Raw genomic sequence first — 17,667 nt, forward strand, 5'->3', positions numbered from 1 at the left:
CTTGCAACATTCCAAAGACACAACCACATTTAAATCCTTAAACAATCCATTTCAAACTGCATTGGGGAGCGATTTCCTAATGCAGAATGCAGTCGTCTCGGATTGTAAAAATCTTCAATGTATTCCGCCACACAAAGCAATGCTTGCTCGCGTGTCTTAAATCGGTAGCGGTTGAGTTTCTCCGTCTTTAAACTGCGGAAAAAACGCTCTGTTACCGCATTGTCCGTACATTTCCCCGCCCTACTTTGGCTATGCACCATTTTCGCTTCTGTCAGCACATTCCGAAAGGCTTGGCTGCTGTATTGGGAGCCTCGGTCTGAGTGGAAAATAACGTCCGCAGGGGGCTTGCGGCGGTGGATGGCAAGTCGCAAGGCTTGAACGCATAAGCGACTATCTGGCGTATCCGATACCGACCAGATGACAATTAACCGTGAAAACCAATCAATGACGATAGCCAAATACAGCCAGCATTCATCGGTAGGAATGTAGGTAATATCGCCTGCCCAAATGGTGTCGGGCATCATTGCACACTGCTCATTTGCACTATTTTCCGCAAAATCGACCGCTTGTTTTCGCCAAACTTTAGCTTTCGGGCACTTAGCTTTTATCTCAAGCTCCCGCATTAAACGGCGAGCTTTAAACCGCCCGATTTTTATCCCTAAATCCGTCACCGCCTGTGATAAACGCCGTGAGCCATAGGTTTCACCGCTTGCCTCAAAGACAGATAGCAACGTTTCCTGCAAGCTCATCAACGTTTGATTAGGTGGCGATTTTTCCCAACGATGGCTGGTGGAGCGATTCAACGAAAAACAACGGGACAGTTGTGCGGGGGAAATGCCTTCTCGCCGTAAATCCACCACACAGGATTTCAAGACTTCTCGAGCAAGAAGGCGGACACCTTTTTTAGTAAGGCATTGTCGCTACGCAACGGCTCATTCTCCGCCCGTAAACGCTGAATTTCCCGCTGCTCGGCGAGAAATTGCCGCTTCCAACGATTCAAGGCAGATTGGCTGACTCGCATCATTTTGTACACTTGACTGACGCTATGTTTGCCGTCTAACACCATTTCAACACATTGCTTTTTATACTCAGGGGTAAAAAGTTTAACCATTTTGCTGTTCTCCATTTTGAGAGAATTTATCAAAAATAGTCTTTGGTTTGTTGCAGTGGGTTAGGCCATTACAAAACGTATATCAAGTGTTTTCATTATATCCTCACTTTGGTTACTGATTTTACATACAGTATAATAAGTGAGGATTTTTATGTCAAAAAAATAGTGTAATAATTTACAGTATTTGAGTTTTTAATTATTAGCCAAAATAACCGCACGCTTAGGGGCTGGGTAGCCTTCAATGGTTTTATTGCGATCGGCTGGATCTAGAAAATCTACCAAACTTTCATTTTCTAACCAATCGGTTTTACGTTGTTCCTCAAGGGTGGTGATTCCTTCATCAACACAACGTACATTCTTAAAGCCGACTTTTTTCAACCAGTTAATTAATGCAGGCACGGACGGAATAAAATAGACATTTTTCATTTTAGCGTAGCGATCCGTTGGCATAAGTGTATCATTGATATCACCATCAATGACGAGAGTTTCCAGCACTAATTCCCCGCCTTTTACTAATTGTGCTTTGAGCTGAGAAAGATGATCGAGAGGTGATTTACGGTGATAAAGCACGCCCATTGAAAAAACCGTATCAAAAGCCGCCAGCGGTTGCATTTGCTCAATCCCAAGTGGGATAAGATTGGCTCGTCTGTCATTGCCTAATAATTTTCTGACTGCCTCAAATTGACAAAGAAAAAGCTCAGTTGGGTCGATCCCCACTACCATTTTTGCCCCTTCACCGACCATTCGCCACATATGATAACCGCTGCCACAGCCAACGTCTAAAATGGTTTTTCCTTCAAGCGGAGATAAGTGTGGCAACACACGATCCCATTTAAAATCGGAACGCCATTCGGTATCAATATGAATGCCGTGTAAGTGATAAGGACCTTTACGCCAAGGCATAAGTTGTCTTAAATGATGGGTGATTTGCTTTATCTCACCTTCAGACAACACTTCACTTGGAATTGATTCCACTTTGTCTTTTAGGTTAATACAAGCGGTCGAATTTGGTAAAAAATTTGCAACTTTTGCCCATTTTGCATAATCGGCGTGAGTGGTTTTTTCCCATTGCTTTAACTGCAAAGGCAAGGTTTCAAGCCAATCAGAAAGTGGCGTAGTTGCAATTTGTTGATAAAAAGGACGGAAGTCGATCATATATTCAGGGGTTTTAATAATAAAATATTGAATTTTGTAAGGGCGAGCCTAAGTGCCTGCCCCACAAATTAAATTGGATTATCTCACAATCGGATTAACTTTCGCTTTCTGTACTTTGCGGTAAGCGTTGAGTAATTTCTGATGAGCGATCATATTTTCCAACGTTTCGTCAGAAGCGGTTAAACCGTGGAACGGATTACCGCCTTGCACCGCATTCCAAGCGAATTCCACCGCTTCCACGCCGTACATTTTCTCGAATACAGAACGATATTGAGCCGGTTCACGGTTTTGATCTAGAAATAATTCAAGCGTGCTGATTAAGCAGCGATAATAATTGTTACGCTCTGCTGAGAAGACGCTGGCGTTCATATTTGCCGTCCAGTTTGCCCAATCTAAGGCTTGCTCTAAGTTGCCGAGAGCCAAGTGAAGCATTGATTTCAACTCACCGATACGCAAGGTTTGCATTGCCGAGCCTTTTTCTGCTACCACGCCGATAAACTCACGGACACGGGTAAAATCATCAATGCTTTGCTCGTCTAATTCATCAAGCAATTCTTGATAAGTGTCTGCATCGTGATGGAAGTGTGGCAGGTCCAACAAAATTTCACGCCAATCTAATCCCATATTATTGTTAGCATAAATCAGGTCGTCACTTGGATAAATATTTGACATTCCTGGTGCTAAAATACGGCAAGAGTACACACCTAAATGCTCGTAATCCATAATATAAACTGGCTGATTGTGCTTGTTGAAAATCGCCATCATATTATTAAATTCTTGCTCGGTTGTGCCAGAGAAATCCCAATGCACGAATGGATAATCTGCATCACGTTTGAAAAGATCCCAAGAAATAAGACCGCTTGAATCAATAAAATGGGTTTCCATATTCGCGTGATCGGCTACATCTTCATTATTGAAAGACGGCGGTGCAAACACATCTAAATCTTTGAGGCTGCGACCTTGCAGAAGCTCGGTGACAGTACGCTCAAATGCGACTTGGAAATTTGGGTGTGCACCGAAAGAGGCGAAACAAGAGCCGTTTTGTGGATTGAGTAAAATCACACAAATTACAGGGAATTCGCCACCTAATGAGGCATCGTAGCAAAGAATCGGGAAGCCTTCTTGCTCTAATTTTTCGATAGACGCCTTAATGGTTGGATAGCCATCAATCACCGATTGCGGAATTTCAGGCAAGCTGATCGCTTCAGTGATAATGCGATGTTTTACGAAACGCTCGAAAACTTCGGATAAACCTTGCACACGAGCTTCGTTTTTGGTGTTACCTGCAGACATACCGTTTGATACGAATAAGTTACCGATAATGCTTTGCGGAATGTAAACGGTTTCGTTGTCTGATTGACGAACGTAAGGCAAGGTCACGATCCCACGATCGTAGTTACCCGATTGTAAATCCACTAATAATTCAGGAGTAAGTTCGCCATTCGGGTCAAAATATTCCCATAAGAAATCATCCATCATTTCTGGTGGTGGCACATCTTCATCTTCAATCAGGAACCATTTTTCGGTTGGATAATGCACGAAATCGCTGTTCGCAATCTCTTGCCCTAAGTAGAAATCCGCCCAGAAATAGTTAGTGGATAAACGCTCAAAATATTCGCCTAACGCAGAAGCTAACGCTGCTTTTTTGCTTGCTCCTTTACCGTTTGAGAAACATTGCGGGCAATCTGCATCACGAATATGTACAGACCACACGTTTGGAACGGGATTTAACCAAGAGGCTTCTTCAATATTAAAGCCAAGGTTTTTTAATTTGTGTTGAAAGGTAGAAATACTCTCTTCAAGAGCAGCATCTTTACCTGTGATAAAAGTTTGTTCTGACATAGAGGCCTTTAATATGATTTAGTAAGCTAATTATTATACTAAAAAATGGATATAAAGTGGGGAAGTTTAATCAATAGAATTTGGAGAAATTTATACTTTAATGTGAATATACGCCACATTATTGTTATTCTATTTATAATAAATTATAGTACTAGAGAATATAGATAGGGATTTATATAAATATGAAAAATGAATACTTTGCACACATTAGAAAATCTGATGGGGTGATTCAATCTGTTCTAACCCATCTTTTGGAAACCGCTCAAATTGCTCGCATTTTGGCAACGAAGTTAGATTTAGCTGAGGCGGGAGAATTACTTGGTTTAATGCACGATTTCGGCAAATATTCCGAGAAATTCCAGAAATATATTCGCCGAGTGACCGGTATGTTAAATCAAGCGGATTTAGACAGCGAAGATGAAACCAACGGTGGCGACCATTCCACCGCAGGGGCTCAGTGGATTTATCGCCGTTTTATAAAATATGGTTCGAACGGTATTGGCGAGCTTTGTGGGCAAATTTTAGGACTATGCATTGCCTCTCACCACGGTGCAGGCTTGATTGACTGTTTAAGTCCGGAAGGTAAGGCGGTTTGGCGAGACCGTTTTAATAAGGAGGATAAAGACGCCCATCTTAGCGAATGTGAGCAAAAGGTGGATAAATCTATTCTTGAACGTGCAGAGCAATTAGCTTCTGAATCCCTCATTCAATCCCTTCAAAAACCGATTGCCGCAATTTTAAGTCAGCAAGATGTTCCCTTTAAAATTAAAGAGCTTTATTTAGCCTGTTTAACCCGTTTTTTATTTAGTTGTTTGATTGATGCCGACCGTATAAATAGTGCTGATTTCGAGCGGGAAGAACAAAAAGAGATTCGCCATTTCAACGAAAAACCAAATTGGCAACAGGCGATTGATACATTAGAAAACTATTTATCTCGTTTTGAAATTAAATATCCGATTGACCAAATTCGCCGTAATATTTCCAACGATTGCTTAACGCGAGCCTGTGATAAACAAGGTATTTATTCTCTTACCGTGCCAACTGGCGGAGGTAAGACCCTTGCCACTTTGCGTTATGCGTTACATCACGCTCAAACACACCAACTTGATCGCATTATTTACATTATTCCCTACACATCAATTATCGATCAAAATACTCAGAATGTGAGAGAGATTCTAGGCGATGATTGGGTGTTAGAGCATCATTCCAACATTGAGCCGGAAAAACAGACTTGGCAAAATAAAGTGTTATCCGAGAACTGGGATAAACCGATTATTTTCACGACAATGGTGCAATTTCTTGATGCTTGGTTTGGCGGCGGTACGCGTGGTGTTCGTCATATTCACGCTATGACAAGAAGCGTTTTGATTTTTGATGAAATTCAAACCTTGCCGATTAAATGCGTTCATCTGTTTTCCAATGTATTAAATTGGCTTGCCCAATTTGGTAAAAGTACCGCCGTTTTATGTACCGCGACACAACCTTTATTAAATCAGCTCAAAAAGCCGGAATTAGGGCAGGTGAAATTAGCGGAAAACGCTGAGTTAATGGGAAATCAACAGGATTTGACCGCACTTTTTGATGATCTCTCCCGTGTGGAAATCCACTATCGCTCGCAAGTGGGCGGATTTTCGCTAGAAAATGCAGGTGAGTTTTTGCTAGAACAGTTCAAATTGCATTCTAGCTGTTTATTTATTGTGAATACCAAAAAATGGGCTCAGGATTTATATCGTTACTGTCAGGATCACCATATTCCCCAAGATGCCCTTTTTCATTTAAGTACCAACCAATGTTCTGCTCATCGAAAAGTGATTTTTGAGCAAATTAAAACTCGATTGAAAAATAAAGAGCCGGTGATTTGTATCAGCACTCAACTTATTGAAGCGGGAGTGGATATTTCTATGGCGTGTGTCATTCGAGCCTTAGGCGGTTTGGATAGCATTGCACAGGCGGCAGGGCGTTGTAATCGCCACGGTGAAAAAGAGGGTAAAGGGCAAGTTTATGTGCTAAATCTGAAAGAACCAAATTTAGAAGAAGTCTTGCCGGATATTACAATCGGGCAAGATAAAGCGGCTCGGGTATTTGGTGAATATGAAGGGCAAGATATTTTACAACCGGCGGCAATGACGCAATATTTCAAGTATTATTTCCACGATCGCAGTGATGAAATGGTTTATCCGCTCAAAAATAGTAGATCGGGATCCTTATTGGATTGGTTGTCGGATAATTGCCACAATGTTTATGCCCCGAAAAATGATCGAAGAACCCGGCCTTTCCCGTTATTGATGCAATCCTTTAAAAGTACGGGGAGGGAATTTCAAATGATTGACGCCCCAACCCAAGCGATCATTGTGCCTTATGGTGAGGGAAAAGAGATAATTACGACATTATGTAGCGTGGAAGATAACAAGGAGAAATATGAAGCTCTTGCCAAAGCCCAACGATATAGCGTGAATGTTTTCCCCAAGGTGTGGCGAAAATTGGTGGAGGCAGAGGCCTTACAAGAAACGCAGGCAGGGTCGGGAATCTACTATTTAGATGAACGGCATTATTTGGAAGAATATGGTTTATGTACAGACCGTGCAGGCAATATGACCTGCTATGATTTTTAAGTTGTGAAAAAGGAGCGATATGAATAATAAAATTAGTTTTCGCGTGTGGGGCAGGCAAGCACTTTTTACGGATCCTGTCACTAAAATTGGCGGTGAAAAATTTAGCTATCCGGTGCCGACTTATGAAGCCTTAAAAGGTATTTTAAGAAGCATTTATTGGAAGCCGACCTTGATTTGGCATATCGACCGCGTGCGGATTATGAAGCAAATTCGTACTCAAACTAAATCCACCAAACCCTTGGATTGGAATGGCGGCAATACCTTAGCCATTTATACTTTCTTGCAAGAGGTTGAATATCAAGTGGAAGCCCATTTTACTTGGAACGAACATTGGGACGAATTAGCCGGTGATCGTAATCCAGGAAAACATATGGCGATTGCCGAACGAATGTTAGCCCGAGGCGGACGACAAGATATTTTCCTTGGCACAAGAGATTGCCAAGGTTATGTTGAGCCTTGTCAGTTTGGAGCGGGCGAGAGTTTTTATGATGGAACAGGCGAGTTGGATTTTGGTTTAATGTTCCACAGTTTTGGCTATCCGGAAGAAACCGGCAAACACGAACTGATTAGCCGTTTTTGGAATGCCACGATGCAAAATGGCGTGATTGAATTTCCAAGCGTCAATGATCAATCCGGTCGTTTAAAAAAACGTTTTATTCGTGAAATGAAACCGTTTAAACCTTTTAAACGCGGCGAAAATGTGAAACTGGTGGAAGACGAGGAAAAGGAGCTTGAATTATGAGCTGGATGCAGAAACTTTATCGGACTTATGAAGCGGTTTTAGCTCGTTCGGATAAACTTGATGGCGATCCTTTAACACCGATAGGGCATACACTACAAAATGCCCATATTGTGATTGTCTTGAATGGAGATAGTGAGTTTCAAACCGCAAGAGTGATGCCGCCGAAAACGGCGATTATGTTACCGGCGACAGAATCCTCGGAAAACCGCACAAGCGGTGAAGCCCCTCATCCGCTGGCGGACAAACTACAATATGTCGCGAAAGATTATGTCGATTTCGGTGGCGAGAAAAAAGCTTATTTTGAGGGCTATTTAACCCAATTACAGGCTTGGTGTGATTCATCTTTTCAACACCCAAAAGTGTTAGCCGTTCTCCATTATGTTAAAAAAGGGCAGGTGATTGCAGATTTAGCCCGAGCTGCTGTTTTGCCGCTTGATGCGAATGGTAAGGTGCTGAATAAATGGGAAAATGACAGTGAAGCCCCGGCTATTTTTTCAACCTTGCCAAAAACCAAAGGCGAAATTGAGTTTGGTTCTGCCTTAGTGTGTTGGTGTGTGGAAATACCCAATGATCCGCAGTCTGATACTTGGACGGATAGCAGCGTGCAACAATCTTGGGCTGATTACTTAGCTTCTGCCGACAGCAACAAAGGCTTCTGCTTGGTAAAAGGCGAGGAGGCAGCTATTTCTACGATGCACCCTGCGAAGTTACGTCATACAGGCGATAAAGCTAAGCTGATTTCATCAAATGACACTGGCGGTTATACCTTCCGTGGCCGGTTTGAAACGGCAGATGAAGCAGCGACGATTTCAGCCGAGGTTTCAGCCAAAGCCCATAGTGCATTGCGTTGGTTGATTGCCCGCCAGGGCATTCGCAATGGCGATCAAGTCACCGTGGCTTGGGCGATTAGTGGTAAAGAAGTGCCTTCGCCATTACAAGATCCGTTTCAAAACTTCGATTTTGATAATGCGGATACCAGTGCGATCGAAAATAACGCTGAATTTCAAACATCGGCAGATTCGGAAACAAAGCTGGATTGGTCAGAGAATATCGGCAAAGAGGCAGCCAACCTCATCAAAAAGAAATATCACGGCTATAAAGCGAAATTGGATCATCACGAGCAAATTTCATTGCTGATGTTAGATTCTGCCACACCAGGGCGAATGGCATTAACCTATTACCAAGAATTTTTGCCAAAGGATTATTTTGCCAATTTAGAAGCGTGGTTGGACGATTTTACTTGGTTCCAACGCCACACTTTTGAGGTAAAAGGCGGTAAGAAAAACGGAAAACGTACCTTGTGGTTAGAGATTCCGCCATCGCCGTTTGCGATTGCGCAAGCCGTGTATGGCAAATCGTTAAATGATAAGTTAAAAAAACAACTTTATGCCCGCTTGCTCCCTGTGATTGCTGGTGGGAAAAGTGTGCCAATTCCCTACGATTTGGTGCAAAAAAGTTTCCAAGTCGCCTGTAATCCAAACGGCTGCGATACTTGGGAGTGGCAACGCAATATCGGCGTAGCTTGCGGCCTATATCGAGGCTGGCGCGCTCGTCATCACAAAGAATCAGAAAGGAGAACTTACGATATGAGCTTAGACATCGAAAATCGCTCACGGGATTATCTGTACGGCAGACTCTTGGCTGTTGCAGAAAATATTGAATCTTACGCACTCTATCTCGCCGGCGAAAAACGCTCAACCAATGCAGAACGCTATATGCAGCAGTTTTCTGATCGCCCTTATTATACTTGGCGTAATCTTGAATTAGCCTTACAGCCTTACCAAGAACGCCTGAAAAATAATGGCAAAGATACGGGAATGCAGGCCATTAGTGAGATAACCGATCTCTTTGAGCATAATGATTTTATCAATGATGGCAAATTAAGTGGCGAATTTTTATTAGGTTACCATTGCCAAAAAATGGAAATTGCTCGCCAAGTTGCTGAATTAAAAGCGAAAAGTGCTAAATCAACTGAAGAATAATTTTATAGAAGGAAAATAGTATGTCTTTAACCAAAAAAATCGACTTTGCCTTAATTATCCAAGTAAAAAATGCTAATCCAAACGGTGACCCATTAAACGGCAACCGTCCTCGTACCGATTTTGAAGGCTTCGGCGAAATCACCGATGTTTGCTTAAAACGCAAAATTCGTGACCGCTTGCAAGATGACGGCGAGAGCATTTTTGTGCAATCTGACGAAAAGAAAACTGACGGAATGACCAGCCTTGCCAACCGTGCGAAAGATAAGGATGTAGGTTTGGGTAATGAGGCATTCAACGCGAAAAAATCCAACCGTGATGAAACGGCGAAAAAATCCTGTGAAAAATGGCTTGATGTACGGAGCTTCGGGCAAGTATTCGCTTTTGGTAAAAGTGATGACGGTGCCGGCGTATCGATTGCCGTGCGTGGGCCGGTAACCATTCAATCGGCATTTAGTGTTGAGCCGGTGTTGATTACCAGCACGCAAATCACTAAAAGCGTGAGTGGCGAAGGTGACGGCAGCAAAAAATCTTCCGACACTATGGGAATGAAACACCGTGTTGATGGCGGTATTTATGTGGCATATGGGGCAATGTCGCCGCAACTTGCCGAACGTACGGGTTTCTCTGATAACGATGCAGACAAAATCAAATCTGTTCTTACCAAATTGTTTGAAGGCGATGCCTCTTCCGCTCGCCCGGAAGGCTCAATGCAGGTGCTGAAATTGATTTGGTGGGAGCATAACTGCAAAACGGGGCAGTATTCCTCAGCGAAAGTGCATGGTAGCTTGAACGTGAGTGCAGATGGCAGTTACACATTAAGCCAGCTCGAAGGCTTGAAACCACAAGAAATTGACGGTTTCTAATATGCCAACGGTTTTGCAAAATTCCGAGCAAATCCGACCGCTTACAGGGCAGGAAAGCAATAAAGAAACGTTGCTTATTCCTCTTTCTGCCCTGCAACACTACGCTTTTTGCCCAAGACAATGTGCGTTGATCCACAATGAACAGGCGTGGGCAGAAAATTATCTCACCGCCCAAGGTCGCGTATTACACGAACGGGTGGATAGCGGTGAGCCTGAAACCCGCAAAGGCGTGCGTTTTGAACGCACTGTACATCTTTGTGCCGAGCAGCTTGGCTTAAGCGGCATTGCAGATATGGTGGAATATGAGCTGGCAAGCGGCAAGTTTAAACCTGTCGAATACAAACACGGCAAACCAAAACCGACCGCGATGGATGAAATCCAACTCTGCGCCCAAGCCCTCTGTTTAGAGGAAATGACAGGACAGCGGATTGAGGAGGGTGCATTGTGGTATCAACAAACCCGGCATCGTGTGTTGGTAGTATTTTCAGACAGTCTTAGACAGACAACACAGGATACTATAGCCCAAGTCCGTAAATTGTTTATCAGTGGAAAAACGCCTGCACCTGAATACGGCAAACATTGCAAAGCTTGCTCGTTGGTGGAGGTTTGTCAGCCAAAGTTATTGGGCAGGGATAGGTCGGTAGTGTATGTGGGAGGATTATTTGGTGAAGACGTCTAAATAATATTTAAGTATATGAGAAATGTTTTTAGTTCCTAGTGATATTTAATATTTCATTAACGGTTTATTTTAGTAATCATTGTTGACCTGTTCATTAGCTCGTCTTATCATAATTGCATTTTTAATCAATAATTGAGAGGTGAATATGAAAGTTAGAAATTATCTGCGTTGCTTGATTTATAGACAGGAAAATAAATTCTTATTTCTTTTGGAGGGAAATATAGGAAAGCTAATATATTTTATAATATCTGTTATAAGCGTTAGCTTATTGATTTCAGGAAAGCTTCCTTTCTAATATCTTAGGATATTGTTTCTTAAAGGAAGATCGATTGTCAGTCATTTAATGCCTGTGAGTTGAAATATTAATGGTTTTTTGTGAGCTGTTGTAAAGCATCACTGCCCGAATTAGGGCAGTTGTTATATAAAAGTGCGACTAAAACCAAGGGAATTCTCTAAATGCGAAAACTTCAAAACACCCTCTACATCACCACCCAAGGCAGTTATTTGCACAAAGAACGTGAAACCTTAGTGGTGGAGCAAGAACGAAAGAAAGTGGCACAGTTGCCGATTCATTCCATCGGACATATTTTCTGTTTTGGTAATGTGTTGGTTTCGCCGTTTTTGCTAGGGTTTTGTGGGGAGAATAATGTTAATGTCGCCTTTTTTAGCGAAAATGGACGATTTTTAGCCCGCTTGCAAGGGCGGCAGAGCGGTAATGTGTTGCTCCGAAGGGCTCAATATAAACGCTCGGAAGAAAACCCTATGCCGATTGCTAAAAATATTATCGCGGTGAAAATTCAAGCCTCTAAACGTGTATTACAGCGGAGGTTGCGAAATCACGGAGATTGTGCGCCTGTAGAGTCGGCGATAAGCGCTCTGAACATTAGCCTCAGACAGCTACAGAAAGCGGATAATTTAGATTTAATTCGAGGTATTGAGGGCGAAGCTGCTTCTCGCTATTTTGGTGTTTTATCATATTTATTAAGTGAAAAATGTGAATTTCAATTTAACGGACGCAATCGTCGCCCTCCAAGAGATGGCGTCAACGCTTTGCTCTCGTTTTTATACAGTGTATTGAGCAAGGATATTAGCGGAGCATTGCAAGGAGTAGGATTAGATCCGCAGGTTGGCTTTATGCATGCAGATCGACCTGGGAGAGATAGCTTAGCACTTGATATTTTGGAGGAGTTCCGTGCATGGTGGGTAGACAGAATGGTACTATCGCTGATTAACCGAGGGCAAATTAAATTGTCTGATTTTGTGAACGAAGCGAGTGGCGCTGTGATTCTTAAACCAGAAGCCCGAAAGGTGGTTTTCCAAACGCTACAAGCTAAAAAGCAAGAAAAGATTATGCACCCGTTTCTACAAGAAGAGGTAGAAATTGGTTTATTGCCTTATATTCAAGTAATGTTATTAGCTCGCCATCTACGAGGTGATTTGGCAGAGTATCCCCCATTTTTAATGCGATAATGTTACAAAAAATCTGAAAAAACTAACCGCTTGTAGTAAGTATAGGGATAGAATTATGATGATGTTAATTACTTACGATATTTCTTTTGACACCCCAGAAGGGCAGAAGCGCCTGAGGCATATTGCCAAATACTGTTTAGATTACGGCATCAGGGTTCAATATTCTGTATTTGAATGCGATGTCACACCCGACCAATGGGTTAAACTCAAACAGAAATTACTCTCCACCTATAATCCGGAAACGGATAGTTTACGTTTCTATCATCTCGGAAGCAAATGGAGAAACAAAGTGGAGCACCACGGAGCAAAAAAAGCGGTGGATATGTTCAAAGATGTTCTAATTTTATAGATTTTCTGTTATCGCTAGCTACTTGTTCTCATCAATATATAGGGAGGCTAGCGATTTTAAAAGTTCTTTAATAATTAATTAGTTAAAAATTTTTATAGCATATTACTGAATGTGCTATACTCAAATCACCCCCTGTAACGACTGCTTTAGCGAAAATCAGGTAATACAACCTGATAGCATAACGTATTTTGATATAGGGGCAGCTACCTACACGTAGCTGTGAGTTGAAACATACAAGGCATTTTGTAGCAGTATGGGTGGTCAAGCAGCTACCTACACGTAGCTGTGAGTTGAAACTTTTTATCCGAATAAGTCACTTGCACTGCGTTATGCAGCTACCTACACGTAGCTGTGAGTTGAAACGCTATTGTCCTGTCTGCCAATGGCGTAAATCGCTGGCAGCTACCTACACGTAGCTGTGAGTTGAAACGATATTTTAGCTCGCTACGCTGCGGGTAAGGTATAGCAGCTACCTACACGTAGCTGTGAGTTGAAACTAGTCAAGAGGTGGGCAGTATTTATAATGAGTTGGCAGCTACCTACACGTAGCTGTGAGTTGAAACATCGCAGTATTTCGCAATTTGGTAGAGCTGGAACCAGCTACCTACACGTAGCTGTGAGTTGAAACAAGACAATTCGTAAAAAAGGAGGGTATATGACCTGCAGCTACCTACACGTAGCTGTGAGTTGAAACGCATCCTTGATAAACTTCAAAATCTCTTTCTTATGCAGCTACCTACACGTAGCTGTGAGTTGAAACTGCACCGTCTGAAAATCTAAATAGATGCTCATACTGCAGCTACCTATACGTAGCTGTGAGTTGAAACCAGTTATCTCAAAGGATTGCACGCTTCTCAATAAGGCAGCTACCTACACGTAGCTGTGAGTTGAAACGCCACCCCTAAGCGTGCGGTTGCCTCTTTGGTCAGCAGCTACCTACACGTAGCTGTGAGTTGAAACAATTTGGAGACATTCACAATGGCAAAAATTACAGCAGCTACCTACACGTAGCTGTGAGTTGAAACAATTTGGAGACATTCACAATGGCAAAAATTACAGCAGCTACCTACACGTAGCTGTGAGTTGAAACACTGGTTCGGTAAATCGTGAAAATTCAGGATGTAATGGTCTAACCCATAGCAACAAACCAAAGACTATTTTTGATAAACTCTCTCAAAATGGAGACCAGCAAAATGGTTAAACTTTTTACCCCTGAGTATAAAAAGCAATGTGTTGAAATGGTGTTAGACGGCAAACATAGCGTCAGTCAAGTGTGTAAAATGATGCGAGTCAGCCAATCTGCCCTAAATCGTTGCTTGAATCGTTAGAAGCGGCAATTTCTCGCCGAGCAGCGGGGAATTCAGCGTTTGCGAGAAGGCATTTCCCACTCACAACTGTCCCGTTGTTTTTCGTTGAACCGTTCTACCAGCCATCGTTGAGAAAAATCGTCGCCTAATCAAACGTTGATGAGCTTGCAGGAAACGTTGCTATCCGCCTTTGAGGCAAGCGGTGAAACCTATGGCTCACGGCGTGTATCGCAGGCGGTGACGGATTTAGGAGTAAAAAGCCACCTTCATAGAAGGTGGCTTTGCTAAAGCCCCCTAGAAGGGGGCAATTAAAATTCGAATTCATAGAACCCGAATTTTTATATATCTGATAAACGAAGTTGCTTATCTTCTAATTCGTGCTTTTCCTGATATTTCACATACTTCCTTATCATTTCCGCATTGACACCTACGGTGTCTACGCAATAACCTCTTGCCCAAAAGTGGTTACCCCACAATTTATGCCTACGTAAATAGGGAAACTTATTGAACAATCTTATTGCTGTTCGACCTTTTAAATGTCCCATTACCTCTGATACAGATAATTTCGGGGGAATTTTTACCAATAAATGAACGTGATCTATTTGGACATTTAATTCCACTACCTCTACTTTCAACTGCTCACATAAAATCCTCAGCTGAACGTAGACTTCCTTCCCGACGTTTCCTTTTAGTATTCTATAACAGCATTTGGGTGTCCAAATTAAATGATATTGACAATGCCAGATAACGTGCGATGATTTTGTAAATCGACTCATAGGTTTTTTCCTTATGTTGGTTATGGGGATAACTTTCTTGGAAAATTCTCTATGAGTTTTTTTATTCAGGCAAAAGCCTTTTAAGGCGATGACCACCTTCATAGAAGGTGGTTTTTAGTTAGTAATAAAACATGAGAGTTTCCTTTTTTGTTTAGATTGAATTTGGACACTCATATTCTAAACGGGAAACTCTCAATTTTTAGAGTGAATTGTCAGATCAAGTCTGTTCTTCTACAGTTAATTAGACATCAATCTGAGCATATAATGCGTTGGTTTCTATAAAATCACGTCTTGGTTCAACTTCATCGCCCATTAGCGTACTGAAGAGCTTATCTGCTGCAATTGCATCGCTAATATTGACTTGCAACATTTTACGAGCTACTGGATCCATTGTAGTTTCCCATAATTGCTCTGGGTTCATCTCGCCTAATCCTTTATAACGTTGAATAGTTAAACCTTTACGAGACTCTTTCACCAACCAATCTAATGCTTCAGCGAAGCTACTGATATCTTGACGACGCTCACCACGCACAACGTAGGCTGAATCAGAAAATAAATCATTCAATTCATTACCCAATGCCACAATGTGAGCGTATTCATTACCATTGATAAAGTTATAATCCAAGCGATAAGTCGTATCCATACCATGAGTGGTCACAATAATGTGTGGCTCGTGAATTTGACGTTCTTCGTTAAACACCGTATGAATACGATAGAAACTACCGCCTACTTCTTTCTCCATTAAATTAGCCACAAAAGCCTCGCTCCAAGCGGTCATATTTGCTTCATTTTTTGCAAATTCAACTGAAAGCGGTTTTGAGTAAATTAATTCATTTAATAACAATATTGGATAACGTCTACTTAAACGCCCAATGAGTTTTTGCACGTGATTATATTGCGAAATTAAATTCTCTAATGCCACCCCACTTAATGCAGGTGCATCTTTGCTTACATATAAACCTGCGCCTTCAAGGGCAATGTCAATTTCATATTGTGCCATTTCATCATTATCTTGAATATAACGCTCTTGTTTACCCTTTTTCACCTTATAAAGCGGTGGCTGAGCGATATAAATATAGCCATTTTCAATCAACTCTGGCATTTGACGATAAAAGAAAGTTAATAAAAGCGTGCGAATATGGGCGCCGTCCACATCTGCATCGGTCATAATAATGATTTTATGGTAACGTAATTTCTCAATATTGTAGTCATCACGCCCAATCCCTGTGCCTAACGCGGTAATTAAGGTTGCCACTTCTTGTGAAGAAAGCATTTTGTCAAAACGCGCTTTTTCTACATTTAGAATTTTACCTTTTAACGGTAAAATCGCTTGGTTTTTACGGTCACGCCCTTGTTTCGCCGATCCGCCTGCAGAATCGCCCTCAACTAAATAAAGCTCAGACAATGCAGGATCTTTCTCTTGGCAATCTGCTAATTTGCCTGGCAGACCGCCCAAGTCCAGCGCCCCTTTTCGACGTGTCATTTCACGAGCTTTACGAGCAGCCTCTCTTGCACGTGCAGCATCAATAATTTTAGTCACGATATTTTTTGCATCATCTGGGTTTTCAGCTAAATAGTCTGATAATGCTTCATTCATTGAGCTTTCAACCGCACTACGCACTTCAGAGGAAACTAATTTATCTTTTGTTTGTGAGGAGAATTTTGGATCAGGCACTTTTACCGAAATCACGGCGACTAAGCCTTCACGTGCATCGTCACCTGAAGCATCAATATTCGCATCCGCTTTTTTCAACACACCGCTGTTATCCATATAATTTTTCAATGCACGGGTTAAAGCCCCTCGAAAGCCGGCTAAATGCGTACCACCATCACGTTGTGGAATATTATTAGTAAAGCAATAAACACTTTCGTTGTAACTATCATTCCATTGCAGAGAAATCTCTACGCCAATACCGTCTTTTTCAGTCGTCAAATAGAAAGGGGTATTGTGAATATGCGTTTTGCCTTCGTTTAAATATTCGACGTAGGCTTTGATGCCCCCTTCGTATTTGAAGTGTTCTTCTTTGCCATCACGCTCATCAACTAATTTAATCGAAACCCCTGAGTTCAAAAAAGACAATTCACGCAAACGCTTTGATAAAATTTTATATTCAAATTCGGTTTTGTTTTTAAAAATATCTAAACTTGGCCAGAAACGAACAGATGTGCCTGTTTTATCGGTATTACCAATAATCGTTAATGGTGCATCAGGCTCGCCTAAACTATAGAACTGTTCGTGAACGTGCCCCTCACGGCGAATAGTAAGTTGTAATTTTGAAGAAAGTGCATTTACTACCGACACGCCTACACCATGTAAACCACCCGATACTTTATAGGAATTATCATCAAACTTACCGCCTGCGTGAAGAACCGTCATAATCACTTCCGCTGCAGAAACGCCTTCTTCTGGATGAATGCCAACAGGAATACCACGTCCATCATCTTGCACGGAAACTGAATTATCAGAGTGAATGGTCACGATAATATCTTTACAATGTCCTGCTAATGCCTCATCAATGGCGTTATCTACCACTTCAAATACCATATGGTGCAAACCCGTTCCGTCATCGGTATCACCGATATACATTCCTGGACGCTTACGCACCGCATCCAAGCCGCGTAAAACCTTAATACTTGAAGAATCATAACTTGTTGGTTGAGTTTGTTCAGACATTGTTATTCCTACTAATTTAAAATCGAAAAAATTGCGTGAATTATAGCAGAAAAATGCCAAAATGTATCGTAAAACAAGCGGTTAAATTTCTATTGGAATTTGCAA

At 41.8% G+C, this 17,667-nt stretch carries 14 protein-coding genes and 1 CRISPR repeat array; of the genes, 8 read left to right on the forward strand and 6 right to left on the reverse strand.

Going from position 1 to position 17,667, the window contains the following annotated elements; translation table 11 throughout:
* Positions 1–29 precede the first annotated feature (29 nt).
* The 4 genes from HV560_RS08225 to ycaO form a co-directional block, all read right to left on the reverse strand.
* Complete coding sequence (locus HV560_RS08225) at positions 30–860, reverse strand: IS3 family transposase (RefSeq protein ID WP_238348715.1); 831 nt, start codon at positions 858–860, stop codon at positions 30–32.
* An 8-nt stretch (positions 861–868) separates the two neighbouring features.
* Positions 869–1,126, reverse strand: coding sequence for a transposase (locus tag HV560_RS08230; protein WP_238348716.1), 258 nt, complete (start codon positions 1,124–1,126; stop codon positions 869–871).
* 177 nt (positions 1,127–1,303) lie between these two features.
* The gene (cmoB, locus tag HV560_RS08235) at positions 1,304–2,266 is read right to left on the reverse strand and encodes a tRNA 5-methoxyuridine(34)/uridine 5-oxyacetic acid(34) synthase CmoB (RefSeq protein WP_176812624.1); all 963 of its coding nucleotides are present in this window, start codon (positions 2,264–2,266) and stop codon (positions 1,304–1,306) included.
* Between the two features lie 78 nt (positions 2,267–2,344).
* Positions 2,345–4,108: a 30S ribosomal protein S12 methylthiotransferase accessory factor YcaO gene (gene ycaO, locus HV560_RS08240; protein WP_176812625.1), complete on the reverse strand. Its 1,764-nt coding sequence runs from the start codon at positions 4,106–4,108 to the stop codon at positions 2,345–2,347.
* Between the two features lie 182 nt (positions 4,109–4,290).
* On the opposite strand from ycaO, the gene cas3 reads away from it, so the two are divergent.
* The 8 genes from cas3 (at position 4,291) to HV560_RS08280 (ending at position 14,133) form a co-directional block, all read left to right on the forward strand.
* On the forward strand, positions 4,291–6,720 hold the full coding sequence (gene cas3 / locus HV560_RS08245; RefSeq protein ID WP_176812626.1) for a CRISPR-associated helicase Cas3': 2,430 nt from the start codon (positions 4,291–4,293) through the stop codon (positions 6,718–6,720).
* A 19-nt stretch (positions 6,721–6,739) separates the two neighbouring features.
* Positions 6,740–7,462 (forward strand): type I-C CRISPR-associated protein Cas5c, encoded by a 723-nt coding sequence (gene cas5c / locus HV560_RS08250; protein WP_176808631.1) that lies wholly within the window; start codon positions 6,740–6,742, stop codon positions 7,460–7,462.
* Positions 7,459–9,444, forward strand: a complete 1,986-nt coding sequence (gene cas8c / locus HV560_RS08255) for a type I-C CRISPR-associated protein Cas8c/Csd1 (protein WP_176812627.1) — start codon at positions 7,459–7,461, stop codon at positions 9,442–9,444. The genes cas5c and cas8c overlap by 4 nt, the downstream gene beginning before the upstream one ends.
* A gap of 20 nt (positions 9,445–9,464) precedes the next feature.
* On the forward strand, positions 9,465–10,307 hold the full coding sequence (gene cas7c, locus HV560_RS08260) for a type I-C CRISPR-associated protein Cas7/Csd2 (protein ID WP_176808633.1): 843 nt from the start codon (positions 9,465–9,467) through the stop codon (positions 10,305–10,307).
* 1 nt (position 10,308) lies between these two features.
* On the forward strand, positions 10,309–10,986 hold the full coding sequence (cas4, locus tag HV560_RS08265) for a CRISPR-associated protein Cas4 (protein WP_176812628.1): 678 nt from the start codon (positions 10,309–10,311) through the stop codon (positions 10,984–10,986).
* A gap of 456 nt (positions 10,987–11,442) precedes the next feature.
* Positions 11,443–12,456 (forward strand): type I-C CRISPR-associated endonuclease Cas1c, encoded by a 1,014-nt coding sequence (gene cas1c / locus HV560_RS08270; RefSeq protein WP_176812629.1) that lies wholly within the window; start codon positions 11,443–11,445, stop codon positions 12,454–12,456.
* A 55-nt stretch (positions 12,457–12,511) separates the two neighbouring features.
* Positions 12,512–12,805, forward strand: coding sequence for a CRISPR-associated endonuclease Cas2 (gene cas2 / locus HV560_RS08275; protein ID WP_176808637.1), 294 nt, complete (start codon positions 12,512–12,514; stop codon positions 12,803–12,805).
* 199 nt (positions 12,806–13,004) lie between these two features.
* Positions 13,005–13,895: direct repeats of the CRISPR family, unit length 32 nt; unit sequence GCAGCTACCTACACGTAGCTGTGAGTTGAAAC.
* Between the two features lie 103 nt (positions 13,896–13,998).
* Positions 13,999–14,133, forward strand: coding sequence for a helix-turn-helix domain-containing protein (locus HV560_RS08280; protein WP_176808638.1), 135 nt, complete (start codon positions 13,999–14,001; stop codon positions 14,131–14,133).
* A gap of 317 nt (positions 14,134–14,450) precedes the next feature.
* On the opposite strand, the gene tnpA is transcribed toward HV560_RS08280, so the two are convergent.
* Both tnpA and gyrB read right to left on the reverse strand, forming a co-directional pair.
* Positions 14,451–14,888: an IS200/IS605 family transposase gene (tnpA, locus tag HV560_RS08285; protein ID WP_176812630.1), complete on the reverse strand. Its 438-nt coding sequence runs from the start codon at positions 14,886–14,888 to the stop codon at positions 14,451–14,453.
* Positions 14,889–15,129: 241 nt separating this feature from the next.
* Complete coding sequence (gene gyrB, locus HV560_RS08290; RefSeq protein WP_176810114.1) at positions 15,130–17,562, reverse strand: DNA topoisomerase (ATP-hydrolyzing) subunit B; 2,433 nt, start codon at positions 17,560–17,562, stop codon at positions 15,130–15,132.
* Positions 17,563–17,667 lie beyond the last annotated feature (105 nt).

This window comes from Mannheimia pernigra (assembly GCF_013377995.1).
Taxonomy (GTDB): domain Bacteria; phylum Pseudomonadota; class Gammaproteobacteria; order Enterobacterales; family Pasteurellaceae; genus Mannheimia; species Mannheimia pernigra.

Coding starts and splice junctions, on each gene's coding strand:
- HV560_RS08230 (WP_238348716.1), bottom strand. CDS start 1,126: ATGGAGAACAGCAAAATGGTTAAACTTTTTACCCCTGAGTATAAAAAG.
- cmoB (WP_176812624.1), bottom strand. CDS start 2,266: ATGATCGACTTCCGTCCTTTTTATCAACAAATTGCAACTACGCCACTT.
- ycaO (WP_176812625.1), bottom strand. CDS start 4,108: ATGTCAGAACAAACTTTTATCACAGGTAAAGATGCTGCTCTTGAAGAG.
- cas3 (WP_176812626.1), top strand. CDS start 4,291: ATGAAAAATGAATACTTTGCACACATTAGAAAATCTGATGGGGTGATT.
- cas5c (WP_176808631.1), top strand. CDS start 6,740: ATGAATAATAAAATTAGTTTTCGCGTGTGGGGCAGGCAAGCACTTTTT.
- cas8c (WP_176812627.1), top strand. CDS start 7,459: ATGAGCTGGATGCAGAAACTTTATCGGACTTATGAAGCGGTTTTAGCT.
- cas7c (WP_176808633.1), top strand. CDS start 9,465: ATGTCTTTAACCAAAAAAATCGACTTTGCCTTAATTATCCAAGTAAAA.
- cas4 (WP_176812628.1), top strand. CDS start 10,309: ATGCCAACGGTTTTGCAAAATTCCGAGCAAATCCGACCGCTTACAGGG.
- cas1c (WP_176812629.1), top strand. CDS start 11,443: ATGCGAAAACTTCAAAACACCCTCTACATCACCACCCAAGGCAGTTAT.
- cas2 (WP_176808637.1), top strand. CDS start 12,512: ATGATGATGTTAATTACTTACGATATTTCTTTTGACACCCCAGAAGGG.
- HV560_RS08280 (WP_176808638.1), top strand. CDS start 13,999: ATGGTTAAACTTTTTACCCCTGAGTATAAAAAGCAATGTGTTGAAATG.
- tnpA (WP_176812630.1), bottom strand. CDS start 14,888: ATGAGTCGATTTACAAAATCATCGCACGTTATCTGGCATTGTCAATAT.
- gyrB (WP_176810114.1), bottom strand. CDS start 17,562: ATGTCTGAACAAACTCAACCAACAAGTTATGATTCTTCAAGTATTAAG.